The organism is Pseudomonas sp. JH-2, from assembly GCF_036231725.1.
In the GTDB taxonomy this organism is placed as follows: domain Bacteria; phylum Pseudomonadota; class Gammaproteobacteria; order Pseudomonadales; family Pseudomonadaceae; genus Pseudomonas; species Pseudomonas delhiensis.
In genome coordinates, this window is sequence record NZ_JAZAQP010000032.1 from 52,576 (window position 1) to 78,397 (window position 25,822).

The following is a 25,822-nucleotide window of genomic DNA, read 5'->3' on the forward strand; positions in this document are numbered from 1 at the left end:
AGGGTTACTCGACGGTGGCTTCGGTCTCGATCAGGCCGCCGAAATCGTTGATCCAGGTGTAGCGGAGCTTGGCGCCGGCCCTGGCCCAGGCCGCCGCGTCCGCGGGCAGGGGAATGCCGTAGCTGCCCTTGGCCGGGACCATCTCCAGGTCGTCGTTGGCGTATTGCCTGGCCCCCGAGCGCAGGTGCAGGCGGGCCAGGGACACCGAGTAGGGCAGGTCGTTGACCGCGCGCAGGACGCGCTTGCCGCCTTCGGCGGCGATGCGCCACTTCAGCTGCTGCGCCGCGTCGGCGGCCGCGCCCTTGAGTGCCGCGGGGCGGTAGAACAGCTTGAGCTGCGAACGGAAGGCCACCTGCAGCTTGCCCGCGCTGTTGCCGCTGGCGGCCGCGCCGGCCTTGTCCGGGCTGCTGGAGGGCACTTCCAGGACGTTCAGCCAGAACACCGACTCGCGGTCCTGGGGCAGCGTCCGGTCGATATTGGCGATGCGCAGCAGCAGGCCCTTGTCCGGGTCCACCCGCGATACCGGCGGCGTGACGATGAAGGGCGAGCGCCCCGGGCTGCCGGCGCCGGGCGTGCCCTTGCCGTTGTCCACCCAGGCCTTGATCAGCGAGGGTGTCTTGCCGGTGTTGCGGATATTGACGGTGATGTCCCGCTCGGTGGCCGGATAGACCACGCGGGTGCCGGTGATGACGATGCTGGCGTTGGCCTGCAGGGCCAGCAGGCAAATACCGATCAGCAGAACTAAGTGGGTAGCGGAGCGCATCTTGGTCAACCTCCTTCTCCATATAAAGAAGGACTTTCGGTGGAGTCTAGGCGGGGCCGGGGTACTGGCAAGTTCCATCTGGCAAAGTTGCCGGTAGAACTTGTAAGTGCGGTTATTTATTCAATCCGCGTATGGACTTCTGTGGATATGTTCATGCGCGTGATGGATAGGCCGGGTGCATCCCCCGATGGGGAGGGGGATGCACCCCGGGCGGCCGTCAGTCGTAACGGATGGAGTACAGCAGGGCGGTGTCGGCGGTACCGGCCGATACCAACTCCGAGGTCTGGACATAACGGGCGTAGTAGGCGAACTCCAGCGGGCCGGCCTCTTCGAGGAGCTTGCTGGCGTTGTTGTCATTGGTACGCAGGTCGATGGCTTCCAGCTCCTCGTTGGCGATCTGCAGCTCGATGCCGGACATGCTCAGGGCTTCGCCGTTGAAGGTGAGGTTGCCGGTGCCCGGGTTGATGTTGGCCGAGCCGAAATCGACCTTGTAGGTCTGGCCGACGGAGCAGCCGTTGAGGGTGATGGTGAAGCGCTGCTCGCCGGCGGTGGAGCCGACGGTGTCGAATTCGCCGGTGGAGATCGACGGCAGGTTGATGGAGGCATCGGCGCCGCCGCCGTTCACGCTGACGTCGCAGGTGTCTTCCAGGACGTGGCCGGTGAAGCTGATCTGGCCGCCGGTTGCCGCCTGGGCGCCGCCGGCCACCAGGGCCAGCAAGACGGTTGCGGGAAGAGTGAGTTTTTTCATGGCGTTTTCCTTGTGTTGCAGGTTTTTCGGTAGGTGAATTCTCCTTGCTTCCTGAGTTTTCGAATATTAGGAATCTTCTGATGCGCTGTAGGCCAATTCTTATGAGTTGGGTAGGCATCGGATAAAGTGGGGTATTTATTTAAAGAAAATAGATCGGGAAGTTTCCGGGTAAGGAAGTTCCCATAATGCCGGTCTTGATATTTCGATCAGTTCCTGGTGAAAGGCGGAAATGAAAAAGCCCCCGGCAATTGCCGAGGGCTTTTTCTTGCGATCTTCCGACTTAGAACCTGTAGCCGAAGCCGATCATGTAGACCCAGGGGTCGACGTCGACGTTGACCTTGGTCTTCTGCACGCCCAGGCCGCTGGGACCGTCGACGCTGGCCTTGGTGTCGATGTCCATGTACCACACGGCGACGTTGACCAGGGCGTGTTCATTGAGCATGTAGTCCATGCCCAGTTCCGCGGCCAGGCCCCAGGAGTCCTGCAGCTTCAGGTTGCTGAAGCCCTGGTCCTTGCGGTTGCTGGCGAGGTCTTCGTCGAAGAAGGTGGTGTAGTTCACGCCCAGGCCGCCGTAGGGCTGGAAGGCGGAGTTGGTGCCGCCCATGGGGTAGTACTGCAGCAGCACGGTCGGCGGCAGCTGCTTGATGTCGGCCAGCTTGCCGTCCAGGCCGGTGAGGCCGGTGGCGCGGTTCAGCCCCTTGACGTCGACCTGGTGGTTGAACGGGGTGGCAGCGACCAACTCGACGCCGATCTTGTCGGTGAGCAGGTAGCTGAAGGTCAGGCCCAGCTGGGTGTCGCTGTCGACAGTGGCCTTGGTGCCACCGACCTTGCCGCCGTCGAGCTTGATGTCGCTGCTGCTGTCGTTCGGGGCAACGGTGGCGAAGCCGCCGCGGACGATGAAGTCACCGGCCTTGTGGCCCTGGATTTCCGCAGCCTGTACGGCGAACGGCGTGGCGACGGCGGCGGCGAGCAGGGAGGCGGTGAGCCAGGACTTGCGCATGATGGTGATGCTCCATGATTTTGGAATAAGCGTTGGTGAACATCATGGTAGACGGCGCTAAGCGGTCCTTCTTGATTCAGCTCAATAAAGCCCCCCTGAGCCGTAGGGGTAATGCCTGCGGCGGATGGTCGCAGGCTACTCGCCTTCGTATTCGTACGGTGTCACTTCGTCGGCCTTGAGCTGGTAGCCGGCCTGGGCCAGGTCGCTGTCGATGTGCTTCACCTGCAGGCGCCCGGTCACCCAGTAGGGCTGGTACAGCTCGTCCATCTTCACGCCGCGGGCCTGGTGCACGTAGACGATCTGGTTGGAGGGCGGCGGCGGCACGTGGATGCAGGCGCCGTAGTAGGGCACCAGGAGGAACTCGTTGACCTCGCCGTCCTGGCCCACGTCCAGCGGCACTATGTAGCCGGGCAGCTTCACCTCCTTGCCATCCAGCGCCTGGACCACCGGGGCCGCCGGTGATTGCTGCCTGGCCGCCGGGCCGCTTTCGGCGTTGAGCGCGTCGCTCAGCTGGGAAATGTCGTGCAGCGGCACCGGCGGCGGGGGCGGCGGCGCGCCCTCGGGGATCAGCTGCGGCCAGGTCAGGGTCTGCGGCGTGCCGGCCCAGGCCGCGCCGGCGGCGAGCAGGAGCAGGGCGAGGAAGGCGGAGGCGGTGGTTTTCATGGGGCTACTCAGATTCGGATCGACAGGCCGTCGGCCAGCGACTGGCGGTAGGCGCGCCAGGCCGGCACGCAGCCGATCAGCACGGCGGCCAGCAGTATGCCGCCCAGCAGCGACCACTCATAGGCGCTCGGCGCCGCCAGCGGCAGGAAGATGCCGTAGTTGGCCTGCACGTAGCCCTGGGCCGCGGCGATGCCGGCGTACAGCAGGCCCAGGCCCAGGGCGACGCCGGCCAGGGCCAGGGCGAAGGCCTCGGCCAGCAGCAGGCTGAACACGTGCCAGGGCCGCGCGCCCACCGAGCGCAGGATGGCCATCTCGCGGCGGCGCTCGTTGAGGCTGGTGAGGATGGCGGTGAGCATGCCGATCAGCCCGGTCAGCACCACGAACAGCGAGACCACGAACAGCGCCTTCTCCGCCGTGCCCATCAGCCCCCAGAGTTCCTGCAGGGCCACCCCGGGGAGGATCGCCAGCAGCGGTTCGCCGTCGTATTCGTTGATCTGCCGCTGCAGGGTGAAGGTCGCCACCTTGCTCTTCAGGCCGAGCAGGAAGGCGGTGATGGCGGTCGGCTGCAGGTCCATGTGGCGCGCCTGGTCGGCGCTGATGCGGCCGGCGCCGCGGGCCGGCACGCCGTTCTTCCAGTCGACGTGCAGCGCCTCCATGCCGGCCAGGGAGATGTGCAGGGTACGGTCCACCGGCGTGCCGGTGCGCCTGAGGATGCCGACCACGGTGAACGGCTTGTCGTCGTGCTGCACCAGGCTGATGGTGCTGACGCCGTGGCTGAGCACTATGTGGTCGCCGAGCTTGTAATGCAGCGCTTCGGCCACCTCGGCGCCGAGCACCACGTCGAACAGGTCCTGGTCGAAGGGCCGGCCCTCGGCCAGCTGCAGCTGCTGGTCGCGGCCGTAGCGGTAATGCTCGAAGTAGCCGGTGTCGGTGCCCATCACCCGGTAGCCGCGGTGCGAATCGCCCAGGGAGATGGGGATGGCCCACTTCACCAGCGGGCTGGCCTTGACCGTCTGGAAGCTCTCCCAGCGGATGTTGTTGGTGGCGTTGCCGATGCGGAACACCGAGTACAGCAGCAGGTTGATCGAGCCCGAACGCGCGCCGACGATCAGGTCGGTGCCGGAGATGGTGCTGGCGAAGCTGGCGCGGGCCTCGCTGCGCACCCGTTCCACGGCCAGCAGCAGGCAGGCCGAGAGGGCGATGGCGAAGACCGTGAGCAACGCGGTGAAACGGCGGTTGGAAAGGCTGGCCAGGGCCAGGCGCAACAGGTACATGCTCAGATCCCGGGGGCGGTGGCGGCGCGGTTGAGGTCGGCCAGCGACAGGCTGCGGTCGAACAGCGGCGCCAGGCCCTGGTCGTGGCTGACGAACAGCAGGCTGGCGCCGGCCGCGCGGCATTCGGCGAACAGCAGCTGGAGGAAGGCTTCGCGGGCGTCGGCGTCCAGCGCCGAGGTCGGCTCGTCGGCGATCACCAGCTCCGGCTGGCCGATCAGCGCGCGGGCCGCGGCGACGCGCTGCTGCTGGCCGATGGAGAGGTTGTCGGCGCGCCGCTGCAGCAGCGCCGCGTCGCCCAGGCCCAGGTGCGCGAGCAGGGCGCGGGCGGCCTCGTCGACGCTGCCGTGGCGCTCGCGGGCGCGTGCCGCGCGGCTGCGCGAGAAGTGGCAGGGCAGCTCGACGTTCTCCCGCACCGAGAGGAACGGCAGCAGGTTGAACTGCTGGAAGATGTAGCCGGTGTGGTCGACGCGGAAGTGGTCGCGGCGCGCGGCGGAAAGCTGCGCCAGGTCCTCGCCGAGCAGGCGGATGCTGCCGCGCTGCGGCCTCTGCACGCCGCCCAGCAGGCCGAGCAGGGTGGTCTTGCCGCTGCCGGAGGGGCCCTTGAGGAACAGCGTCTCGCCGCGGCCGAGGGTGAACTGCGGAATGTCCAGCAGCTCCGCCTGGCCAGGCCAGGCGAAGCCGAGGTCGCGGAGTTCGAGCAGGGTGTCCATGGGGCGCGTCAGAACTTCAGCAGGCTGCTGGCCGGGGTCAGTTCGGCGCCCTGCTGGCCGTTCGGGCCGATCAGCTGCACCACCAGCTTCTGGGTGCCGGGGAAGCGCTTGAACAGCGGGGCGAAGTCGAGGCTGGTCAGGGCCTCGGGTGCGGCGCAGGTCAGCTTGTAGTGGGCGTTGATGTCGCTGTGCTGGTGGCCTTCGTGCTCGTCGCCATCGTCGTCGTGGTCCTCGGCCTTGGCATTGCCGAACAGTGGGCTTTCCAGCTCCACCTCGGTGACGCCGCACTTGGCCGCGGCCGGTGCCTGGACCAGTTCCAGCGGCTTGCCCAGCTGGGCGCGGGCGGCGGCCACGGTGGCCTGGTCGGCGGCGCTGCTGGCCGGGTGCTCGAAGCCGACGAAGTTCATCGCCGGGCTGTCCACTTCCAGCTCCAGGGTGCCGCCGTCCAGCGCGACGTTGAGCTGGGCCACGCCGTGCTCGTGCTTGCCGAGGCTGCCGTGCTCGTGTTCGTCGTGGGCCTGGGCGGCGGCGAAGGGGATCAGGGCGAGGGCGAGCAACAGCGGGCGCATGGACGTTCTCCGGTGGGGAAATCGAGGGTGCGTTACGTTATAACGAAATATTGCCGCTGGCTAGAGGCCCCCGGGGAGATTGGCGCGGCCGCGCCGGCGTGGGAGCATGCCGCCCATGCAGGAGGAAACCACCATGCGAATCCGTGGAAGCATCGGCGACTGGCCGGTGGACCTGACCCTGGAACTGGACGAGGCGGAATGGCAGCGCCTGGGCGTGGCGCTGCGCCATGCGCCGCAAACGGCCGCGCCCGCGCCCGTGGAAACCCCGCCGGCGGCCATGCCCAGCGGCGCCGACCGCCTCTGGCAGTCGGCCCGCGACCTGCTGCGCCAGGCTGGCAGCCGCGAAGGCCCGCAACTGCTGGACGAACTGGCCGCCCTGGCCGGCAGCGCCGGCGCGGCCAAGGGGCTGCTGGTGCGCTTGCGACACAGCCCGAACGTGAAGATCGAGGTGCGAGAGGGGACCCAGGTGTTCACCTGGGTTGGGGAATAGGGGGCTTTTGGATTTTTGCTTTTCGTAGGAGCGAGCTTGCTCGCGAACGGTGCCAACCGGCTGCTCTGGTGCTGGGTGTGGCGCCTTCCCCTCTCCCCAGCCCTCTCCCTGAAGGGAGAGGGGGCTAGATCGTGCCGAGAGAAGGAATGGTTTCAGCCGAAAACTACTGCGCTCGCCGGCTGACTCGGGAAAACCAGACCGCTCCGAACGGTCCCCTCTCCCTTCAGGGAGAGGGTTAGGGAGAGGGCGCTCTCATGCCTGGCACCAGCATGACCGGGAAACTCTGTTCGCGAGCAAGCTCGCTCCTACAGAAATCGGCTGCTCAATACAGCAGATTGGCCAACTTCCGCCGATAGGCAATCACCAGCGGATGCTCATTACCCAGCAACTCGAACACCTGCACCAGAGTCTTGCGCGGCAGGTCCTCGCCATAGCCGCGGTTGCGCTGGAACAGGCGCAGCAGGCCATCCATCGCCGCCTCGTACTGCTGCCGGGCCAGTTGCTGCACGGCCAGCTGGTAGGCCGCCTCGTCGTCGCCGGCGTCGGCCGCCAGGCGGCTCTTCAGGGTGGCGGCGTCGGGCAGGTCGGTGGCCTGGCGGAGGAAGGTCAGCTGGGCGCGGGCGGCGGCCAGGGCGGCCTTGTGCTCGTCGCTCTTCACCGCGTCCAGCACCGTCTCGGCTTCGCCCAGTTCGCCGCGCTCGGCCAGGCAGCGGGCGTAGAGGATCAGCGCCGCCGCGTTGCTGTTGTCTTCGCCCAGCAGGGCCTTGAGCTGGGCCTCGGCCTCGGCGAAGCGGCCTTCGGCGAAGGCGGCCTCGGCGGCGTCCAGCGGGTTGCCGGCGGGGGCCGCCGGCGGCTGCACGTGCTGCTCCAGCATCTGCCGCACCGCCGATTCGGGTTGCGCGCCGGCGAAGCCGTCGACCGGCTGGCCGTCGCGGAACAGCACCACGGTGGGCAGGCTGCGGATGCCGAAGCGCATGACGATGTCCTGCTCGACGTCGCAGTTGACCTTGGCCAGCAGCAACTCGCCCTGGTAGGACTCGGTGACCTGCGCCAGCATCGGCATCAGCGCCTTGCAGGGCGCGCACCAGTCGGCCCAGAAGTCGACCAGCACCGGCTTGTGGAAGGAGTTCTGGATCACCAGCTGGTCGAAGTCGGCGCTGGTGACGTCGAAGATGTAGGGCGTGTCGCTCATGGGGGCTCTCGTCGGGCGAAAGGGGCGAAAGGATGCTGGTCACTATAAGTGGGGGCGCGGCCGACGGAAACAAGGCAATGCCGCGCCAGGCCCTATGCCCCAGGTGAGCACGGCTTCTCGTAGGAGCGAGCTTGCTCGCGAACAGATTCCGCTGCGGGGCTCATTCGCGAGCAAGCTCGCTCCTACGAAGAGCACCCCGGTGCGACCAGCGAGGCAGTCGCTCCTACAGGGGGCGATTGGCGTGATAGAGGCTGACCTTGCGGAATTCGTGGGGCTCGGCCAGGTCCGGCCAGGTGCAGGCGTCGAGGATGTCCAGGCGCCGGTACAGCGGGTGCTGGAAGTCGCGCACCCGCGAGTCGGCCACCAGCGCCTCGCGGCCCTTGCCGAGGAAGGCGTCGAGCAGCGGCAGGTTGGCGCGGTCGTAGAGCACGTCGGCCACCAGGATCAGGTCGTAGCGGTCCTGTTCCTGGAAGAAGTCTTCCGAGTAGCTCAGCCGCACCCCGTTCAGCTCTGCGTTGGCGCGGCTGGCGGCCAGGGCCAGCGGGTCCAGGTCGCAGGCCACCACTTCGGCGGCGCCGGCCTTGGCCGCGGCGATGGCGGCGATGCCGGAGCCGGCGCCGAAGTCCAGCACGCGCTTGCCGGCCACCCACTGAGGGCGCTCGGCCAGCCAGCGCGCCAGGGCCAGGCCGCTGGCCCAGCAGAAGCACCAGTAGGGCGGCTCCTCGAGGATGCGGCGGGTCTCGTCGGGGCTGAACTGGCGGTCCATGTTCTGCGCATCGATCAGCCACAGGGCGATGTCGGTGCCGGGCAGGCGCTCGGCGCCCAGGCGGGCGTCGCCGAGCAGCTCGCCCAGGGCCTGCTGCAGGTCGTGCGGGGCCTTCACGGCGCCGGCTCCAGGCGCAGCTCGCCCAGGGCCTGGGATTGCCCGGGGGCGATGGTCAGCGGGCGCAGGCGCCAGGCCAGCTGGCCGTTCTGTGCCACCCGCACGTGCAGTTCGACGCGGCCGCCGCTGGGGAAATCGCCGGGGTCGTAGCGCAGGCTGAAGGGCAGGGCGCCGCCGTTGCCCACCAGCTCCAGGCTGGCCAGGGCGCGCTGCGGGCGGTCGCGCTCGTCCATCAGCAGCAGCGCCAGTTCCACCTCGGCGCCGTCGGGCAGGGCGCCGCGGCTGCTGGTGAGCACCCCGGACAGCTCGCGCTGGTTGGCAGGCAGGGGCGCCACGGCGGCCTTGGCCGGGGCGCTGGCGGAGGGCGGCTGCGGAGCGGGTTGCTTGCTCGAACAGGCGGCCAGCAGGGCCAGGGCGAACAGGCAGAGAAGGCGGAGCGGCATGGGCGAAATCCCTCGCGACAGGTTCCAGGGCGGCGCCTGTATAGCCTAAAGCGTGCGGCTTGTCTCGGGGAGGGGCGGATGGGCTACCATTGACATCCATTTCGTCGGGCCATTCCCTGCCATGCATTGTCCCTTCTGCGGTGCCCACGACACCAAAGTCATCGATTCGCGCCTGGTCGCCGAGGGCGACCAGGTCCGCCGCCGCCGCGAGTGCCTGGCCTGCGGCGAGCGCTTCACCACCTTCGAGACCGCCGAGCTGGTCATGCCGCGGCTGATCAAGCAGGACGGCAGCCGCCAGCCGTTCGACGAGGACAAGCTGCGCGCCGGCATGCAGCGCGCGCTGGAGAAGCGCCCGGTCAGCGTCGAGCGCCTGGAGGAGGCCATCGCCCACATCAAGCACAAGCTGCGCGCCACCGGCGAGCGCGAGGTGAAGTCGCGGGTGCTGGGCGAGCTGGTGATGGGCGAGCTGCAGAAGCTCGACGAGGTGGCCTACATCCGCTTCGCCTCGGTGTACCGGCGCTTCCAGGACCTCAACGAGTTCCGCGAGGAGATCGAGCGCCTGGCCCGGGAGCCGTCCAAGGAATGAGCACCGTCGACCAGGCCCACATGGCCCGCGCCCTGGAGCTGGCGCGCAAGGGGCTGTACTCCACCCACCCCAACCCCCGCGTCGGCTGCGTGATCGTCAAGGACGGCCAGGTGATCGGCGAGGGCTGGCACGTACGCGCCGGCGAACCCCACGCCGAGGTCCACGCGCTGCGCCAGGCTGGCGACGCCGCCCGCGGCGCCACCGCCTACGTCACCCTGGAACCCTGCAGCCACTTCGGCCGCACCCCGCCCTGCGCCGATGCCCTGGTGAAAGCTGGCGTCGCCCGCGTGGTGGCGGCCATGCAGGACCCCAACCCGCAGGTCGCCGGGCAGGGGCTGCGGCGCCTGGCCGAGGCCGGCATCGAGGTGGCCTGCGGCGTGCTGGAGGCCGAGGCTCGCGAGGTCAACGCCGGCTTCATCAAGCGCATGGAGACCGGCCTGCCCTTCGTCCGCGTCAAGCTGGCGATGAGCCTGGATGGCCGCACCGCCATGGCCAGCGGCGAAAGCCAGTGGATCACCGGCGCCGCCGCGCGCCGCGCCGTGCAGCGCCTGCGCGCGCGCTCCAGCGTGGTGCTTTCCGGCGCGGATACCGTGCTGCTGGACGCTGCCCGCCTGACCGTGCGCCCCGACGAACTGGGCCTGGACGCCGAGCAGACCGCCCTGGCCGCCGCGCGCCAGCCGCTGCGCGTGCTGGTGGACGGCCGCCTGCGGGTGCCGCTTGGCGCCGCCTTCTACCAGGCCGGCCCGGCGCTGGTGGCCAGTTGCGCCGAACGCGACGGTTTCGCCGGCGAGGGCCGCGAACTGCTGGTGCTGCCCGGTGCCGACGGCCACGTCGACCTGGCGAAGCTGCTCGCCGAGCTGGGCGCGCGCGGCGCCAACGAGGTGCTGGTGGAAGCCGGCCCGCGCCTGGCCGGGGCTTTCGCCCGCCTTGGGCTGGTGGATGAATACCTGATCTTCATCGCACCCAAGCTGCTGGGTTCCAGTGCCCGCCCGCTGCTGGAGCTGCCGCTGGAGAAGATGGCCGAGGCCCGCGCGCTGAAGATCGACGACATCCGCGCCGTGGGCGACGACTGGCTGGTCACGGCACGGCCGGCCTGACGGAATTGCCTGCGCCACCCCCTGCGAATGCGGTGGGGTGGCAAACTGAACCTTCCGACTTACGCCGGCCTGTGGTAAAACGCCACACGCGGCCGCTGCTGTATCGGCCGCGATTGACGTTCTCAGGGCGGGGTGCAAGTCCCCACCGGCGGTGATGGCGCGCAATGCGTCTAGCCCGCGAGCGCTTGCCACGACCGGCCACCGCCGCAGTGACAAGGTCAGCAGACCCGGTGCGATTCCGGGGCCGACGGTAACAGTCCGGATGAAGAGAGAACGGGATGAACCTGCGCAAGGTGCGTCTGCACGCCTGCGCGTCGTGTCCCTTCGATCGGTATGCCCTGTTTTTCCCAAAACAGGAGTTTCAGCACCATGCACCACCCCTTCGTTTCCACTGCGCTGGCTCACGCCGGCCGGCACGCCTGCGCGCAACCGCATTGCGCCGTCCGGGAGGCCCCATGTTCACCGGCATAATCGAAGCCATCGGCAGCATCCGCTCGATCACCCCCAAGGGCGGTGACGTGCGCCTCTACGTCCAGACCGGCAAGCTCGACCTTTCCGACGTCAAGCTCGGCGACAGCATCGCCGTCAACGGCATCTGCCTGACCGCCGTGGAGCTGCCCGGCGACGGCTTCTGGGCCGACGTCAGCCGCGAGACCCTGGCGCGCACCGCCTTCGCCCAGCTCAAGGTCGGCAGCCGCGTCAACCTGGAGAAGGCCCTGACCCCCACCACCCGCCTGGGCGGCCACCTGGTCAGCGGCCACGTCGACGGCGTCGGCGAGATCGTCAAGCGTGAGGATAACGCCCGCGCCATCCAGTTCACCGTGCGCGCGCCGCGCGAGCTGGCCAAGTACATCGCCCTCAAGGGGTCGATCACCGTCGACGGCACCAGCCTCACGGTGAACGCGGTGAACGGCGCCGAGTTCGAGCTGACCATAGTCCCGCACACCCTGGTCGAGACCATCATGGCCGACTACCGCCCGGGGGCGCAGGTCAACCTCGAGGTCGACCTGCTGGCGCGCTACCTGGAGCGCCTGCTGCTCGGCGACAAGGCCGCCGAGCCCGCCGCCGCCGGCATCACCGAAGCATTCCTGGCCGAAAACGGCTTCATGAAGCATTGACAGGAGCTGCCCAGATGGCACTCAACAGCATCGAAGAACTGGTAGAAGACATCCGCCAAGGCAAGATGGTCATCCTCATGGATGACGAGGACCGCGAGAACGAAGGCGACCTGATCATGGCCGCCGAGTGCGTGCGCACCGAAGACATCAACTTCATGGTCAAGTACGCCCGCGGCCTGGTCTGCATGCCCATGACCCGCGAGCGCTGCGAGCGCCTCGGCCTGCCGCTGATGGTGCAGCGCAACGGTTCGGGCTTCGGCACCAAGTTCACCGTCTCCATCGAGGCCGCCGAAGGCGTCACCACCGGCATCTCCGCCGCCGACCGGGCGCGCACCGTGCAGGCCGCCGCGGCCAAGGACGCCGTGGCCGCCGACATCGTCAGCCCCGGCCACATCTTCCCGCTGATGTCGCAGCCCGGCGGCGTGCTGGCCCGCGCCGGCCACACCGAGGCGGCCTGCGACCTGGCGCGCATGGGCGGCTTCGAGGCCTCCGGGGTGATCTGCGAGATCATGAACGACGACGGCACCATGGCCCGTCGCCCGGAACTGGAAGCCTTCGCCGAGCAGCACGGGATCAAGATCGGCACCATCGCCGACCTGATCCACTACCGGCTGATCCACGAACGCACCGTCGAGCGCCTCGCCGAGCAGCCGCTGGACACCGAGCTGGGCCAGTTCCACCTGATCACCTACCGCGACTCGGTGGAAGGCGAAGTGCACCTGGCGCTGACCCTCGGCAGCATCTGCGCGGAGGAGCCGACCCTGGTGCGGGTGCACAACATGGACCCGCTGCGCGACCTGCTGATGGTCAACCAGGCCGGGCGCTGGAGCCTGCGCGCGGCCATGGCCAAGGTGGCCGAGGCCGGCAGCGGCGTGGTGCTGCTGCTGGGCCACCAGGTCGGCGGCGAGGACCTGCTGGCCCACGTGCGCGAGATCGCCGCCGCCGCGCCGGCGCCCAAGCCCACCACCACCTACAGCACCGTTGGCGCTGGCTCGCAGATCCTCCGCGACCTGGGCGTGCGCAAGATGCGCCTGATGTCGGCGCCGATGCGCTTCAACGCGATATCCGGTTTCGACCTGGAAGTTGTAGAATACCTGCCCGCCGAATGAACCCGCGCCGCCGTGCCCTGGCACGGCGGCAGTGTTCTTCTACCCTGATTTCGCGGAGCGTCGCCGACGCTTCGGCTCTTTAACGAAACGAGACCTGCTCATGACCCTGAAGACCATCGAAGGTACCTTCATCGCCCCCAAAGGCCGCTTCGCCCTGGTGGTTGGCCGCTTCAACAGCTTCGTGGTGGAAAGCCTGGTGCAAGGCGCCATCGACGCGCTGGTGCGCCACGGCGTCGCCGAAGGCGACATCACCATCATCCGCGCCCCGGGCGCCTTCGAGATCCCCCTGGTGACCCAGAAGGTCGCCCAGCGCGGCGAGTTCGACGCCATCATCGCCCTCGGCGCGGTGATCCGTGGCGGCACCCCGCACTTCGAATACGTTGCCGGCGAGTGCACCAAGGGCCTGGCGCAGGTTTCCCTGCAGTTCAACGTACCGGTGGCCTTCGGCGTGCTGACCGTGGACTCCATCGAGCAGGCCATCGAGCGCTCCGGCACCAAGGCCGGCAACAAGGGCGCCGAGGCCGCGCTGTCCGCCCTGGAAATGGTGAGCCTGCTGTCGCAGCTGGAGGCCAAGTGAGCAGCACCGACAACGGCGCCCCGTCCAAGCCGGCCAAGCCCAACAAGATCGCCATGCGCCGCAAGGCCCGCAGCCTCGCGGTGCAGGCCCTGTACTCCTGGCAGATGGCCGGCCAGCCGCTGAACGAGATCGAGGCGACCTTCCGCACCGACAACGACTTCAGCGACGTCGACGGCGCCTACTTCCACGAGATCCTCCACGGCGTGCCGCGCCTGAAGACCGAGCTGGACGAGGCATTCACCCCCTGCCTGGACCGCCCGCTGGAAGAGATCGACCCGGTCGAGCTGGCCATCCTGCGCCTGGCCACCTACGAGCTGCGCAACCGCCTGGACGTGCCCTACAAGGTGGTGATCAACGAAGGCATCGAGCTGGCCAAGACCTTCGGCGCCACCGACGGCCACAAGTTCGTCAACGGTGTGCTGGACAAGCTGGCGCCGCGCCTGCGCGCCGCCGAGCTGCGCGGCGCCAAGCGCTGAGCCCGCCGCAAGGCATGGGTGAGTTCGAACTGATCCGCCGCTACTTCGCCGCGGCCGCCTGTGCGGCCGCGGCCGATGGCGTGGCCCTGGGCATCGGCGACGACTGCGCCCTGCTGGCGCCGGCCGCCGGCCAGCAACTGGCGGTGTCCACCGACACCCTGGTGGCCGGCGTGCACTTCCCCGCGCTGTGCCAGCCCTTCCTGCTCGGCCAGCGCGCCCTGGCGGTTTCCGCCAGCGACCTGGCGGCCATGGGCGCCACGCCCCTGGCCTTCACCCTCGCCCTGACCCTGCCCGAGGCCGACCCGGCCTGGCTGGAAGCCTTCGCCCAGGGCCTCAACCGCATGGCCAAGGCCTGCGGCCTGGCGCTGGTCGGCGGCGACACCACCCGCGGCCCGCTGAGCATGACCCTCACCGTGTTCGGCCAGGTCCCCGCGGGCCAGGCGCTGACCCGCAGCGGCGCCCGTCCGGGCGACCTGCTCTGCGTCGGCGGCGCGGTCGGCGAGGCCGGCGGCGCCCTGGAACTGGTGCTCGGCCGCCTGGCCGCCGAGCCCGAAGTGGCCGAGCCGCTGCTGGCGCGCTACTGGGCGCCGCAGCCGCAGCTGGCCCTCGGCCAGGCCCTGCGCGGCCGCGCCACGGCGGCGCTGGACGTGTCCGACGGCCTGCTCGCCGACTGCGGCCACATCGCCCGCGCCTCCGGCGTGGCCCTGGTCATCGAGGCCGAACGCCTGCCGGCCAGCGCGCCGCTGGAAAGCCTGCTGGGGGCCGAGCGCGCGCTGCAGGCCAAGCTCGGCGCCGGCGACGACTACGTCATCGCCTTCACCCTGCCGCCCGCCGAGCTGCCGGCCCTGCAGGCGCACTGGCCGCAACTGGCGGCCATCGGCCGCGTCGAGGCCGGCAGCGGGGTGCGCGTGCTGGACGCCGGCGGCCACGACATCACGCCGCGCCAGGGCGGCTACCTGCATTTCACGGAGTGACCGCAGTGCCCGAACATCCCGACCAAGCCCCCGCCCAGCCCGTACCGCCGTCGGTCTGGCGCAACCCCTGGCATTTCCTGGCCTTCGGCTTCGGCTCCGGGACCCTGCCCAAGGCCCCCGGCACCTGGGGCTCGCTGGTGGCCATCCCGTTCGTCCCGCTGTGGCAGCTGCTGCCGGACTGGGGCTACTGGCTGATGCTGGGGCTGACCATGCTGTTCGGCTTCTGGCTGTGCGGCAAGGTTGCCGACGACCTGCGCGTGCACGACCACGAAGGCATCGTCTGGGACGAGATGGTCGGCATGTGGATCACCCTCTGGCTGGTGCCCGAGGGCTGGTGGTGGCTGCTGGTGGGCTTCCTGGTGTTCCGCTTCTTCGACATCCTCAAGCCCTGGCCGATCCGCTGGGTCGACCGCCACGTGCACGGCGGCGTGGGCATCATGCTCGACGACGTCCTCGCCGGGGTTTTTGCCTGGCTGGCCATGCAGGGGCTGGTCTGGGCCTGGGCCACCTGGCTGGTCTGACAACAGCCGACTGAATCACTGACGGCGCAGCGGCGCCGGTGTAACGTGGCGCCACCTTCGCGCCAGCCGACAAGGAGCCCCATCATGCTGCGCCTGCTGTCCGCCCTGAGCCTCGCCTTTGCCGCCAGCGCGGCCCTCGCCGCCCCGCAGGTATGGGTGGTGGGGCTGTTCCCCAACGCCGCGGTGGTCAACATCGACGGCCAGCGCAAGTTCCTCCGCGTCGGCGAGACCGGGCCCCAGGGCGTGCAGGTGGTCAGCGCCGACAGCCGCAAGGCGGTGCTGCGCGTGGGCGGCGTCGAGAAGACCTACGAGTTGAGCCGCGAATACAACGCCAGCGGCTACTCGGCCCCGGCGCCGGTGCAGGAAATGAGCATCGCCCGCGGCACCGGCGGGCACTACTGGGTGTCCGGCTCGATCAACGGCCAGAACGCCCAGTTCCTGGTCGACACCGGCGCCACCACGGTGGCGATGAACGAAGGCCAGGCGCGCCGCCTGGGCATCGACTACCGGGTGGTCGGCAAGCCCATGGTTGCCTCCACCGCCAGCGGCACCGTCAAGGGCTGGCGCATCAGCCTGAACAGCGTGAAGCTCGGCGGCATCGAGGTGCTGGGCGTCGACGCCAGCGTGCTGGAAGGCGAGTTCCCCACCGAGATCCTGCTGGGCATGAGCTTCCTCAACCGCGTGGGTTGGCGGGAGGAGCAGGGGATGATGTACATCCAGTCCAAGCATTGAGCCGGTCATCGCGCCATCGACCTATCGATGGCTTCGATAGCCAAGTTGCGGATTTCGCAATGACGGTCGCCCCGGCACTGCTGTTACAATGCCGGCTCCTTACTACTGTCTGACTTTCAGGAGTTTCCGGTGTCCGTCGTGTTCGTCGCCGCCTCCAAGCTGCCCACCCCCTTCGGCGAATTCACCATGCATGGCTTCCTCGACGAGGAAACCGGCAAGGAACATGTCGCCCTGACCATGGGCACCCTCGACGACGGCCAGCCGGTGCTCGGTCGCCTGCATTCCGAATGCCTGACCGGCGACGCCCTGTTCAGCCTGCGCTGCGACTGCGGCTTCCAGCTCGAAGGCGCGCTCTCGGCCATCGCCCGCGAGGGCCGCGGCGTGCTGCTCTACCTGCGCCAGGAAGGCCGCGGCATCGGCCTGCTGAACAAGATCCGCGCCTATGCCCTGCAGGATGAAGGCGCGGACACCGTCGAGGCCAACCTCAAGCTGGGCTTCGGCGCCGACCAGCGCGACTACGCCATGTGCCTGCCGATGCTGCAGCACCTGGGCGTCTGCTCGCTGAAGCTGATGACCAACAACCCGCGCAAGGTGAAGGCGCTGGAAGGCTATGGCCTCACCGTGGCCGAGCGGGTGCCCCTGCAGAAGGGCCTGAACCCGCACAACAAGCGCTACCTGGCGACCAAGGCCGGCAAGCTCGGGCACATGCTCGGCGAGCTGCACCAGGGCGAGGCGGAGATCGAGGCGCAGTGAACCGCGCCGCCGAGTTCGGCCGCCTGGGCAGGCTCTGGTGGCTGCACCTGGCGCTGGCCCTCGGGCCGCTGCTGGCGCTGCTGCTGTGGGGCTTCGAGGTGGATGCCCTGGCCGTGCTGGCCACCCCGCTGTACGTCGCCGCGCTGGTCTCGATGTACTTCACCCTGCCGCTGTTCCGCCGCTACAAGCTCGCCCTGATCGACGCCGGCAAGGCCCGTGACACGGCCGGGGAGCCCGCCGCCTGGGCGAAGCTGGCGCGCACCCGGCGCAACGGCGCCCTCGGCGCCGGCCTGCCGGCCTGGATCGGCGCGCTGGCCTGCTTCACCGACCTCTCCGGCGTGGCGCTGATCCTCCTCGGGCTGACCAGCCTGCTGATCCTCTGGCTGTACCGCCTGCCGCGCCAGTTGCTCTGATGCGCATCCTGCTCGCCGCCCTGCTGCTAGCGCTCGGCCTGCCCTCGCTGGCGGCGCAGCGGGTGGTGAGCCTCGCCCCCTCGATGACCGACAGCGTCCTGGAACTGGGCGCCGGCGCGCGCCTGGTGGGCGTGCTCGACGGCGACGCGCGCCCGGCGCAACTGGCGGCGCTGCCGTCGCTGGGGCGCTACGGGCAACTGAACCTGGAACGCCTGCTCAGCCTGCGGCCGGACCTGGTGCTGGTCTGGCCCGGGAGCATTCCCGAGGCGCAGATGGCGCGGTTGAGGAATCTCGGGTTGACGCTCTACGTCGCCGAGCCGCACCGGCTGGACGACATCCCGAAACAACTGGAGGAACTGGGCGCGCTGCTGGGCGCCGGGGAGAAGGGGGCTGCGCTGGCCGCGGACTTCCGCGGGCGGATCGCCGAGCTGCGCCGGGAATACGCCCGCGAGCGCCCGCTGCGGCTGTTCTACCAGGTCTGGAACCGCCCGCTCTATACCCTCGGCGGGCAGCAGGTGGTGAGCGACGCCCTGCAGGTCTGCGGCGCCCGCAACCTGTTCGACGACCTGCGGCTGCCGGCGCCCCAGGTGGGCCTGGAGGCCGTGCTGGCACGCGATCCGGAAGTGATACTGGCGCCCACCGCCGAGCAGGCCGGGGAATGGCAGGCCATGAAGCAGCTCAGCGCGGCCCGCCTGGGCCAGCTGTGGGTGCTGCCGGACCGCAACCTGGAGCGGCCGAGCTACGCCATGCTGGCCGCCACCGAAAAGCTCTGCCGCCTGCTCGCCAACGCGAAGACGGCTGACCGCCCGTAGGGCGCATAACGCCGCAGGCGGGTGTTCAGGTTGAATGCGGAGCGCGCCTGAGGCCAAGGTCAGGCGGCGGATAACCGCGAACGGTTATCCGCCCTACGCCAGCCCCAACCTCGTCGTTCGCCCGTAGGGCGCATAACGCCCCAGGCGTTATCCGCCGTTTCCGTCGGCCAGGCGCGATCCCGCCGTTCAGAACCCCTCCAGCACGATCTTGCCCTTGGCCTTGCCGCTTTCCAGCAGCGCGTGGGCGCGGCGCAGGTTGGCGGCGTCGATGCGGCCGAAGTGCTCGCCCAGGGTGGTGCGCAGCACGCCCTGGTCGACCAGGCTGGACACTCGCTGCAGCAGGCGGTGCTGCTCGATCATGTCGTCGGTCTGGAACATCGAGCGGGTGTACATGAATTCCCAGTGCAGCGACAGGCTCTTCTGCTTGAGCAGGCCCACGTTCAGGCTCGCCGGGTCGTCGATCAGGCCCAGGCGGCCCTGCGGGCGCAGGCTGGCGACTATCTGTTCCAAGTGCGCGTCCGTGTGCGTCAGGCTGGCCACGTGGGTGACCTGGCCGATGCCGATGCGCTGCAGTTCCTCGCTCAGCGGCTTGCTGTGGTCGATCACGTGGTGCGCGCCGAGGTCGCGTACCCATTGCTGGGTGTCCGCCCGCGAGGCCGTGCCGATCACGGTGGCCCCGGTCAGCCGCCGGGCCAGCTGGGTGAGGATGGAGCCCACGCCGCCGGCGGCGCCGACGATCAGCAGGCTCTGCCCGGCGCTGCCCGGGCCCTCGGCGATCTGCAGGCGCTCGAACAGCAGTTCCCAGGCGGTGATGCTGGTCAGCGGCAGGGCCGCAGCCTGGGCGAAGTCGAGACTGGCCGGCTTGGCGCCGACGATGCGCTCGTCCACCAGCTGCAGCTCGGCGTTACTGCCCGGGCGGGTCAGGTCGCCGGCGTAGAACACCTCGTCGCCGGGGCGGAACAGGCTGACCTCGCTGCCCACCGCGCGGACCACGCCGGCGGCGTCCCAGCCCAGCACCTTGTACTCGCCGGCCTGCGGCTCCGCGCGCTGGCGCACCTTGGTGTCCACCGGGTTGACGGAAATGGCGCGGACTTCCACCAGCAGGTCGCGCGGGCCGGGCGTGGGCTCCGGCAGCTGGATGTCGAGCAGGGCGTCGTCGGCGGCGATCGGGCGGCTGTGGGTGTAACCGATGGCTTTCATGCGGGCGGCTCCTCAGTCGATGCGGTTCATCAGGCGGATGTCGAGTTCGGCCAGGTCGGCCCGGGACGCCGCGACGAAGGCCTGGAAGTGCTCGCTGGCCTCGTGCTCGGCGAGGGCGGCCTCGTCGCGCCACTGCTCGATCATGTAGATCAGGTCGGCGTCCTTGCGGTCGCGGTGCAGGTCGTACTGGATGCAGCCGGGTTCGGCCCGCGAGGGGATGCGCAGGTCGGCCAGGCGGGCCTGCAGGGCGTCGCCGCGGCCGGGCTTGGCGCGGATGATGGCGATCAGGGTGAGGGGGCTGCTCATCGGGAGGTTTCCTTGCGGCAGTGGGGGATGGGCGCATCCTCCGCTCTTTCGTTGCGAAGAAAAACCGCGTAGGAAGAAAGTCTCTTTCAAAGGAATTTTGAAAATGCTGCGCTTCGACGACCTCCGCCTGTTCGTCCGTACCGCCGAGCGGGGCAGCCTGTCCGCCGCGGCCCGCGAGCTGGAAGCCTCGCCGGCGGTGGCCAGCGCCGCCCTCAAGCGCCTGGAGGCGGCCCTGCAGGCGCGCCTGTTCGCCCGTTCCACCCGCAGCCTGCGGCTGACCGCCGAGGGCGAGCTGTTCCTGGCCCATGCGCGGGCCTCGTTGCAGAGCCTGGAGGAGGGCCGCCAACTGCTGGCCGGCGGGCGCAGCGAGATCGCCGGGCCGCTGCAGGTCTCGGCGCCCTCGGACCTGGGGCGCAACGTGCTGCTGCCCTGGCTCGACGAGTTCCAGGCGCTGCACCCGCGGCTGAGCCTGCGCCTGCTGATCAGCGACCGCCAGGCCGACCTCTACCGCCAGCCGGTGGACGTGGCCATCCGCCTCGGCCTGCCGCCGGACTCCAGCCTGGTGGCGCTGCCGCTGGCGGCGGACAACCGCCGCGTGCTGTGCGGCGCGCCGGCCTACTTCGGGCGCCGCGGCCGGCCGCGCCAGCCGCAGGACCTGGCGCGGCACAACTGCCTGCTGTACATGCTCGGCGGCCGGGTGCACGAGCGCTGGAGCTTCGGCGAGGAGACGGTGGAGGTGGGCGGCGACCGTGTCTGCGACGATGCCGACGTGGTGCGGCGCTGGGCCGTGGCCGGCTGCGGGCTGGTCTACAAGTCCTGGCTGGACGTGGCCGCCGACGTGCGCGCCGGGCGCCTGGAGGTGGCCCTGGGCGACTACCCGGGCGAGGCGGCGCCGCTGAACCTGTTCTGCACCCACCGCGCGCAGCTGAGCCCGCCGGTGACCCTGCTGCGCGAGTTCATCCAGCAGCGCTGCGCCGAGCACATGCGCGGCGCGCCCTGGCGTTGAGGCTCAGAGCGGACGGTAGCGCGCCACCGCGTGGCTCAGGTCCCAGCCGACCGACACCGAGAACACCAGCAGCAGGGCCGGCACCAGGCACCACCAGACGCGCCTGGGCAGGGCCGGCAGCGGCTGGCGCAGCTGGCTGGCCCAGAGCGCGGCGGCGCACACGGCGGCGGCCAGCAGGGCGCCGGCGATCACGTCGCTGGGCCAGTGCGCGCCCAGGTACAGGCGCGAGCCGGCGATCCAGGCGGCCGGCAGCATGGCCAGCAGCAGCCAGGTCAGGCGCACCCGCGGCGAGCCCTCGCGGCTGGCCAGCACGCCCAGTACCAGGAAGCAGGCGAAGGAGGCCGAGCTGTGCCCGCTGGGCATGCTGAAGGCGCTCAGCGGGTCGGCGATCACCTCCGGGCGGGCGCGGCCGAAGAAGTGCTTGAGGGTGGTGTTGAGCAGCGCCGTGGCCAGCAGGCTGCCGCCGGCGAACAGGGCATGCCGCCACTTGCCCAGGCCCAGCAGCAGGCCGCTGACGACCACGCCGACGATCACCTGGGTGCGGAAGTCGCCCAGGCGCGTCACCGCCACCATGACGTGGTTCAGCAGTGGGCTGCGCTCCTGCTGGATCAGCGTCATCAGGCCGTGGTCGAGGGCGTCCAGGTGCGGCCAGCCGACCAGGATGCCCAGCAGCAGGGCGGCGCTAAGGCCCGCGGCGATCAGCGCGGTGCCATGGCGCCGCCTGAGGCAGGCGTGGATCAGCGCCCCGCCGAGCACCGCCAGGCCGCCGGCGATCACCGCCATTTCCGGCCAGAAGCCTTCGGGCAGCGGCAGGCGCAGGGCCGCGCCAGTGGTCCAGCCGGGCAGCAGGTAGGCCACCGACCAGCCGGCGGCGGCCAGGATGGACACCGCCAGGAAGCGCCCGAAAGGCATGTCGAGCATGCCCGCCACCAGCGGCAGGAAGGGCCGCAGGGCGCCGATGAAGCGGCCCACCAGCAGGCTGGCGACGCCGTAGCGGGCGACGAAGCCCTCGGCGCCGGCTAGCCATTCCGGGTGGTGGCGCAGCAGCGGCAGGCGGCGGATGTCCTGGTGGAAGCGGCGGCCGAGGCCGTACGAGCAGAGGTCGCCCAGCAGCCCGCCGGCGAAGGCCAGCAGCAGCGTCTGCCCCAGGCCCAGGGCGCCGCCGCCGGCCAGCACGGCGATGGCGAAGAGCATCACCACGCCGGGCAGCACCAGGCCGACCACCGCCGCGCATTCGAGGAAGGCCACGAGGAAGACGATCAGGCCCAGCCATTGCGGGTGGCTGGCGATCCATTGGTTGAAGAGTTCCAGGCTCATGTGCGGTGGGCTTCCGAGCTGTCCAGCAGGTAGTAGTCGCGTCCTTCGACCTGGCCGCGGCGCAGCGGGTTTCGCGTGCAGAAGGGCGCGAAGGCGGCGTCGACGAAGCGGTACATCAGGTGCTCGTCGCGGCCGTGGGGGATGCCCAGGCGGGTGGTCTGGATGACCTGGGCCGGGGTGTCGCCGAGGTCGTCGACGAACAGCCGCTGCAGGTCGAACTGGCGGGCGTCCCAGTCCGGCACCTTGAGGCCCATGGCCTTGCACAGCAGGGTCTGGCCGGCGCAGAGCTTGCCCAGCGGGCGCTCGCTGCCATCGGCGGCGGGGTTGAGCTGGCGCATGCGGGCCAGGGCCGCGTCGCCGCTGACGCGGTCCAGCCACGGGTGGCCGGACTTGATCAGCACCGCGTTGCCGGCGCCGCCGGCGCTGAAGTTCAGCGAGTCGCCGCCGCGGGCGTAGTACATGTAGATGTGCCCGCCGTCGAGGAACAGGGCCTTTCGTTTCTCGGTGTAACCGAGGGACGCGTGGCTGCCTTTCTCGGCCAGGTAATAGGCTTCGGTCTCGATGATCCGGGCGGACAGCCAGAGGTCGCCGACGCGGTGGCGGATCACCTTGCCCAGCAGCTGGCGTGCCACCAGCAGGGCGTCGCGGTCGAAGAAGGCGTGGGGCAGCGGCCGTGCATCGGGCCAGGGCAAACCAAGGATGGGATCGGCAGGCATGGGATTGTCGTGGGTACCAGGGCGCTCTTAGGCTGGCGGATGATAACAACAAGAGACTGAATCATGACTGAACGCGTCCGCAGCGACAGCGCGCACATCACCCCCAGTGCGCACTACACCGGTTATGTCTGGTTCCGTCACAAGCTCGCCGAGCCGGCCTTCGCCACTACCTTCGGGCGCTGGGTGCACGGTTGCGTGGCGCCGATCAACTGGGGCGCGCGCCTGGGCTTCGGGCTGAACATCGAGGACTTCCTGCTGCAGCGCCACCTGCTGATAGACGCGCGCCTGCGCCAGGCCATCGAGCAGCGCGGCGTCACCCAGGTGGTGGAGATCGCCTGCGGCCTGTCGCCGCGGGGAAGGCGCTTCCGCCAGCGTTACCCACAGCTGGACTACCTGGAGGCGGACCTGCCGCCCATGGCCGCGCGCAAGTCGGCGCTGCTGCATCAGCAGGGCTGGCTGGATGAACGGCACCGGGTGCACCCCGTGGACATCCTCGCCGAGGACGGCCCGCACACCCTGGCCGCGCTCTTCGCCCAGCTCGACCGCCAGCGCCCGCTGGTGGTGATCACCGAAGGCCTGGTGAACTACTTCCAGCGCCCGCTGATCGAGAGCTTCTGGACGCGCCTGGCGGCGGCCCTGGCCGATTTCCCGGCGGCCACCTACCTCACCGAACTCTACCCCGACCTGCGCGAGCACCCGCGCTACCGGCAGATCCGCTGGGGCGTCGGCCTGATCGGCCGGCTGACCCGCGGCGGCTACCCGCTGCACTACCGCAGCGAGGCGGAAATAGCCGCGGCCTTCCGCGGCTGCGGCTTCAGCGGCGTGGAGGTGCTCGACCCACAGGTGCACGGCGCCGAGCTGTGCCTGCCGCGCGGGCGCATGCCGAGCCTGGTGCGGGTGATAGAAGCTCGCATTTGAATTTGGACGAAACAGGAGAGGGCTGTCGCTACTCTAGGTATGGATATGATTTGAGGGAGTTTCCTACAGATTAAATCTGTTGTTCCCTTTGATACTTGCGACTCATGTATAGGGTTGCGTTCTGTTCTTTATTTTTCTTTTGTGCATGCGGAAATTCTTTGCTGCTGGCGTATGTAATTAATTATTTCTCTCTCCTTGGTTACCTTTCTTGGTGAAAGATCAATTCAATCATTTTCTTCTGTTTTCCTTCTAATGAGCATTGTCTGTTCAGCGTGGCCTGATCTTTCGTCTTGAAATACTTCTTTACATGCGTCTGACATCGCTCCTTGGGCCGATGGATTTACCACTGTGTGGTCGGTCAATTCAGCACATGGAGGTAGGCGTATGCACGGGTTCACTCTGCTTGCGGTCGCGGTCATGGCGCCGTTCACGGCCCAGGCCTGTTCGTTGAGTTTCACCTCTCCAGGGGATGGCGCAACGGTTCGCAGTCCGGGTATTACCGTCTATGGCCAAGGCGGGGCGAATGCCCAGGAAGGCGATCAGGGAACGGTGACTGCCACGCTCAATGGCGTCCCCTTCTTCAGCTATTCCGGCTCATTTACCGCTGCGGTTTCCTTTCTCGAGAGTCGCGGTGTGCCGGTCAGGCTGAGGCCGGGGCAGAATTTTCTATTCGTCAGCGGTAGCGCGGGTAGTTGTTCCGCATCGGACACTATGACCGTGACCTACGATCCCGAGGTGACCCAGGCGAAGAACAAGGGGGCGCCACCTCCGGAAGCCTGCATCGGGAATCCGATCAACCTGGCCGTCGGGAACAAGTATCAGCGGGAGGTCGACTATCTCGACAAGTCTTCGCCGCTCATGGAGTTCGCCAGAGCGTACAACAGCTTCGACGGATACTGGCGGCATAACTTCTCGACGCGCCTGGTCGTGGGAAAGACCAGCATTCGCCTTGTCCATGCGGACGGAAGAGAAGTCGAATTTGCACTGGCCGGTAACGTGGCCACACCTCCGGCCGATGAGGTGGGCAGCTTGAAGCATGAGGCGGGAAAATGGCTGTTCGCCTCGGCTGACCAGGAGCAGGGCACGTTCGATGGGCAGGGGCGCCTGTTGTCCTGGCGGGACGCATCAGGGAGAGGCGTGGCGCTGGATTATTCGGCCGCGGAGATAACGGTCACGGATGATCATGGCAAAAGCTTCAGGTTCACCCAGGACGAGAAGTATCAGCCATTGTCCTTCGTGGCAGCGGATTCGACAGTGGATTATGCCTATGACTCGACCAGGCGCCTGATCGGCGTCAAGCGATTCGGCCAGGGTAGTACCGGGGAACGCCGCTACCTCCATGAGAACAAGCTGTATCCCCGATTCCTGACTGGCATCGTCGACGAAAACGGAGTCCGCTACGCAACTTGGACATACGACAGCCAGGGGCGTGCCATTTCCAGCGAGCACGCCAATGGCGCCGAGAGAATCGTTCTGGCATACAACCAGGACGGCTCGACCACGGTCACCAACGAATACGGCAAGAAGGCCACCTACCGTTTTCAGGTGATCCAGGGGATTCGCAAGCTGGTGGCCGTTGAGGGCGAGCCTTCGCCGAACTGCCCTGCCAGCAACTCCACCTTCGCCTACGACGAGCGCGGTCTTTTGAAGCGTCGTACGGACAACAACGGCAACGTCACCACCTACGAATACAACGAGCGCGGACTGGAGACCTCGCGCCGCGAAGCCCTGGGCGCGCCCCAGGAACGCACCATCCTCACGCAGTGGCATCCCCGCTTCTACCTGCCGAGCCAGGTGGAGGAGCCCGGACGAACCATCCGCTACCAGTACGACGAACAAGGTCGGCAGACCAGCCAGACCTTCTCCACTCACTGAACAAGGATGTCGATCATGCGTAAGCCACAAACCTTCCGGCTTGGGGCGCTTGCCCTGGCCTGTTTCCTGAGCCTGGGTGTCCAGGCCGCCGAGCGCAGCTGGTCCTATAGCTACAACGCCCTGGGCCTGGTCGAGAGCGCCGACGGTCCGCGCACCGACGTGCGGGACGTCACCCGCTACAGCTACGACGCCAAGGGCAACCTCGCCACGGTGACCAACGCCCTGGGCCACGTCACCCGCCTGGGCGAGCACGATGAGCGTGGCAACCCTGGCACCCTCACCGATGCCAACGGCGTGGTCAGTACCCTGACCTACAGCGGTATCGACGCGCGCCTGGCCTCCATCAGCAGCGCCGGCAGCACCACCAGCTTCGACTACGACGCAGTTGGGCAGATCACCCGCCTGACCCGCGGCGACGGTAGCTGGCTGGCCTACACCTACGACGATGCGCGGCGCCTGGTGGCCATCGCCAACAACCTCGGCGAGCGTCTGGAATACGACGTCGACGCCCAGGGCAACCGCACGGCGCAGCGGCTGAAGGACGCCAGCGGCAGCCTGGTGCGCCAGCAGCAGTGGGTGTA

The 25,822-nt window shown here is 68.8% G+C and carries 30 protein-coding genes, 1 pseudogene and 1 riboswitch; of the genes and pseudogenes, 17 read left to right on the forward strand and 14 right to left on the reverse strand.

Annotated features, from left to right (window positions below; translation table 11 throughout):
• Window positions 1-4: 4 nt before the first annotated feature.
• From VV867_RS20690 to VV867_RS20720, 7 genes are all read right to left on the reverse strand, one after another.
• Window positions 5-763 (reverse strand): fimbrial biogenesis chaperone, encoded by a 759-nt coding sequence (locus VV867_RS20690; protein WP_328567431.1) that lies wholly within the window; start codon window positions 761-763, stop codon window positions 5-7.
• A gap of 217 nt (window positions 764-980) precedes the next feature.
• On the reverse strand, window positions 981-1,511 hold the full coding sequence (locus VV867_RS20695) for a fimbrial protein (protein ID WP_146219589.1): 531 nt from the start codon (window positions 1,509-1,511) through the stop codon (window positions 981-983).
• 280 nt (window positions 1,512-1,791) lie between these two features.
• Entirely contained in the window at window positions 1,792-2,511 is a 720-nt protein-coding gene (locus tag VV867_RS20700) for an OmpW family outer membrane protein (protein ID WP_109933781.1), read from the reverse strand.
• Window positions 2,512-2,646: 135 nt separating this feature from the next.
• Window positions 2,647-3,174, reverse strand: a complete 528-nt coding sequence (locus tag VV867_RS20705; RefSeq protein ID WP_109933780.1) for a DUF3299 domain-containing protein — start codon at window positions 3,172-3,174, stop codon at window positions 2,647-2,649.
• An 8-nt stretch (window positions 3,175-3,182) separates the two neighbouring features.
• On the reverse strand, window positions 3,183-4,448 hold the full coding sequence (locus VV867_RS20710; RefSeq protein ID WP_328567432.1) for an ABC transporter permease: 1,266 nt from the start codon (window positions 4,446-4,448) through the stop codon (window positions 3,183-3,185).
• A 2-nt stretch (window positions 4,449-4,450) separates the two neighbouring features.
• The gene (locus VV867_RS20715; RefSeq protein ID WP_109933778.1) at window positions 4,451-5,158 is read right to left on the reverse strand and encodes an ABC transporter ATP-binding protein; all 708 of its coding nucleotides are present in this window, start codon (window positions 5,156-5,158) and stop codon (window positions 4,451-4,453) included.
• A gap of 8 nt (window positions 5,159-5,166) precedes the next feature.
• Window positions 5,167-5,727 (reverse strand): DUF2796 domain-containing protein, encoded by a 561-nt coding sequence (locus VV867_RS20720; RefSeq protein WP_109933777.1) that lies wholly within the window; start codon window positions 5,725-5,727, stop codon window positions 5,167-5,169.
• A 133-nt stretch (window positions 5,728-5,860) separates the two neighbouring features.
• Here VV867_RS20720 and VV867_RS20725 point away from each other — a divergent pair, with 133 nt between their 5' ends.
• A complete protein-coding gene (locus VV867_RS20725; RefSeq protein WP_328567433.1) occupies window positions 5,861-6,217 on the forward strand; it encodes a hypothetical protein in 357 nt (118 codons plus the stop codon).
• 322 nt (window positions 6,218-6,539) lie between these two features.
• On the opposite strand, the gene trxA is transcribed toward VV867_RS20725, so the two are convergent.
• From trxA to VV867_RS20740, 3 genes are all read right to left on the reverse strand, one after another.
• Window positions 6,540-7,409 (reverse strand): thioredoxin, encoded by an 870-nt coding sequence (gene trxA / locus VV867_RS20730; protein ID WP_109933776.1) that lies wholly within the window; start codon window positions 7,407-7,409, stop codon window positions 6,540-6,542.
• A gap of 223 nt (window positions 7,410-7,632) precedes the next feature.
• Entirely contained in the window at window positions 7,633-8,292 is a 660-nt protein-coding gene (locus VV867_RS20735) for a class I SAM-dependent methyltransferase (RefSeq protein WP_109933775.1), read from the reverse strand.
• Window positions 8,289-8,735, reverse strand: coding sequence for a YbaY family lipoprotein (locus VV867_RS20740; RefSeq protein ID WP_109933774.1), 447 nt, complete (start codon window positions 8,733-8,735; stop codon window positions 8,289-8,291). Before VV867_RS20740 ends, VV867_RS20735 begins: the two co-directional genes overlap by 4 nt.
• Before the next feature lie 121 nt (window positions 8,736-8,856).
• Here VV867_RS20740 and nrdR point away from each other — a divergent pair, with 121 nt between their 5' ends.
• The 12 genes from nrdR to VV867_RS20800 all read left to right on the forward strand — a co-directional run bounded on the left by nrdR (window position 8,857) and on the right by VV867_RS20800 (window position 17,903).
• Window positions 8,857-9,321, forward strand: coding sequence for a transcriptional regulator NrdR (nrdR, locus tag VV867_RS20745; RefSeq protein ID WP_089393377.1), 465 nt, complete (start codon window positions 8,857-8,859; stop codon window positions 9,319-9,321).
• Window positions 9,318-10,418, forward strand: coding sequence for a bifunctional diaminohydroxyphosphoribosylaminopyrimidine deaminase/5-amino-6-(5-phosphoribosylamino)uracil reductase RibD (gene ribD, locus VV867_RS20750; protein ID WP_328567434.1), 1,101 nt, complete (start codon window positions 9,318-9,320; stop codon window positions 10,416-10,418). The genes nrdR and ribD overlap by 4 nt, the downstream gene beginning before the upstream one ends.
• Window positions 10,419-10,532: 114 nt before the next feature.
• A riboswitch (FMN riboswitch) is annotated at window positions 10,533-10,697 on the forward strand.
• A gap of 176 nt (window positions 10,698-10,873) precedes the next feature.
• A complete protein-coding gene (locus VV867_RS20755) occupies window positions 10,874-11,536 on the forward strand; it encodes a riboflavin synthase (RefSeq protein ID WP_109936925.1) in 663 nt (220 codons plus the stop codon).
• Between the two features lie 14 nt (window positions 11,537-11,550).
• Window positions 11,551-12,645 (forward strand): bifunctional 3,4-dihydroxy-2-butanone-4-phosphate synthase/GTP cyclohydrolase II, encoded by a 1,095-nt coding sequence (gene ribBA / locus VV867_RS20760; RefSeq protein ID WP_109936924.1) that lies wholly within the window; start codon window positions 11,551-11,553, stop codon window positions 12,643-12,645.
• Window positions 12,646-12,745: 100 nt separating this feature from the next.
• Complete coding sequence (ribH, locus tag VV867_RS20765; protein WP_109936923.1) at window positions 12,746-13,222, forward strand: 6,7-dimethyl-8-ribityllumazine synthase; 477 nt, start codon at window positions 12,746-12,748, stop codon at window positions 13,220-13,222.
• On the forward strand, window positions 13,219-13,698 hold the full coding sequence (gene nusB, locus VV867_RS20770; RefSeq protein ID WP_109936922.1) for a transcription antitermination factor NusB: 480 nt from the start codon (window positions 13,219-13,221) through the stop codon (window positions 13,696-13,698). Before ribH ends, nusB begins: the two co-directional genes overlap by 4 nt.
• A 14-nt stretch (window positions 13,699-13,712) precedes the next feature.
• Window positions 13,713-14,672 carry a thiamine-phosphate kinase gene (gene thiL, locus VV867_RS20775; RefSeq protein ID WP_328567435.1) on the forward strand — a complete coding sequence of 320 codons (960 nt, stop codon included), beginning with the start codon at window positions 13,713-13,715 and terminating at the stop codon, window positions 14,670-14,672.
• Between the two features lie 5 nt (window positions 14,673-14,677).
• Window positions 14,678-15,193 (forward strand): phosphatidylglycerophosphatase A family protein, encoded by a 516-nt coding sequence (locus VV867_RS20780; protein WP_089393371.1) that lies wholly within the window; start codon window positions 14,678-14,680, stop codon window positions 15,191-15,193.
• A gap of 84 nt (window positions 15,194-15,277) precedes the next feature.
• Window positions 15,278-15,925, forward strand: a complete 648-nt coding sequence (locus VV867_RS20785) for a retropepsin-like aspartic protease family protein (RefSeq protein ID WP_328567436.1) — start codon at window positions 15,278-15,280, stop codon at window positions 15,923-15,925.
• Window positions 15,926-16,054: 129 nt separating this feature from the next.
• Window positions 16,055-16,678 (forward strand): GTP cyclohydrolase II, encoded by a 624-nt coding sequence (gene ribA, locus VV867_RS20790; protein WP_089393369.1) that lies wholly within the window; start codon window positions 16,055-16,057, stop codon window positions 16,676-16,678.
• The gene (locus tag VV867_RS20795) at window positions 16,675-17,091 is read left to right on the forward strand and encodes an MFS transporter (protein ID WP_328567437.1); all 417 of its coding nucleotides are present in this window, start codon (window positions 16,675-16,677) and stop codon (window positions 17,089-17,091) included. Before ribA ends, VV867_RS20795 begins: the two co-directional genes overlap by 4 nt.
• Window positions 17,091-17,903 (forward strand): cobalamin-binding protein, encoded by an 813-nt coding sequence (locus VV867_RS20800; protein WP_328567438.1) that lies wholly within the window; start codon window positions 17,091-17,093, stop codon window positions 17,901-17,903. The genes VV867_RS20795 and VV867_RS20800 overlap by 1 nt, the downstream gene beginning before the upstream one ends.
• A gap of 186 nt (window positions 17,904-18,089) precedes the next feature.
• Here the strand turns inward: VV867_RS20800 and VV867_RS20805 are convergent, their stop codons facing one another.
• Both VV867_RS20805 and VV867_RS20810 read right to left on the reverse strand, forming a co-directional pair.
• Window positions 18,090-19,103 (reverse strand): zinc-binding alcohol dehydrogenase family protein, encoded by a 1,014-nt coding sequence (locus VV867_RS20805; protein ID WP_109937190.1) that lies wholly within the window; start codon window positions 19,101-19,103, stop codon window positions 18,090-18,092.
• A gap of 12 nt (window positions 19,104-19,115) precedes the next feature.
• Window positions 19,116-19,409, reverse strand: coding sequence for a putative quinol monooxygenase (locus VV867_RS20810; protein ID WP_275627744.1), 294 nt, complete (start codon window positions 19,407-19,409; stop codon window positions 19,116-19,118).
• 103 nt (window positions 19,410-19,512) lie between these two features.
• On the opposite strand from VV867_RS20810, the gene VV867_RS20815 reads away from it, so the two are divergent.
• Entirely contained in the window at window positions 19,513-20,415 is a 903-nt protein-coding gene (locus VV867_RS20815; RefSeq protein WP_275627743.1) for a LysR family transcriptional regulator, read from the forward strand.
• 3 nt (window positions 20,416-20,418) lie between these two features.
• On the opposite strand, the gene VV867_RS20820 is transcribed toward VV867_RS20815, so the two are convergent.
• Entirely contained in the window at window positions 20,419-21,732 is a 1,314-nt protein-coding gene (locus VV867_RS20820; RefSeq protein ID WP_109932659.1) for a bifunctional DedA family/phosphatase PAP2 family protein, read from the reverse strand.
• Entirely contained in the window at window positions 21,729-22,448 is a 720-nt protein-coding gene (locus VV867_RS20825) for a DNA-3-methyladenine glycosylase (RefSeq protein WP_275627742.1), read from the reverse strand. Before VV867_RS20825 ends, VV867_RS20820 begins: the two co-directional genes overlap by 4 nt.
• 63 nt (window positions 22,449-22,511) lie before the next feature.
• On the opposite strand from VV867_RS20825, the gene VV867_RS20830 reads away from it, so the two are divergent.
• From VV867_RS20830 to VV867_RS20840, 3 genes and pseudogenes are all read left to right on the forward strand, one after another.
• The gene (locus tag VV867_RS20830) at window positions 22,512-23,366 is read left to right on the forward strand and encodes a class I SAM-dependent methyltransferase (protein ID WP_328567439.1); all 855 of its coding nucleotides are present in this window, start codon (window positions 22,512-22,514) and stop codon (window positions 23,364-23,366) included.
• A 384-nt stretch (window positions 23,367-23,750) separates the two neighbouring features.
• Window positions 23,751-25,241 carry a DUF6531 domain-containing protein gene (locus VV867_RS20835; protein ID WP_328567440.1) on the forward strand — a complete coding sequence of 497 codons (1,491 nt, stop codon included), beginning with the start codon at window positions 23,751-23,753 and terminating at the stop codon, window positions 25,239-25,241.
• 15 nt (window positions 25,242-25,256) lie between these two features.
• Window positions 25,257-25,822, forward strand: a pseudogene (locus VV867_RS20840) (RHS repeat protein); the annotation flags it as partial.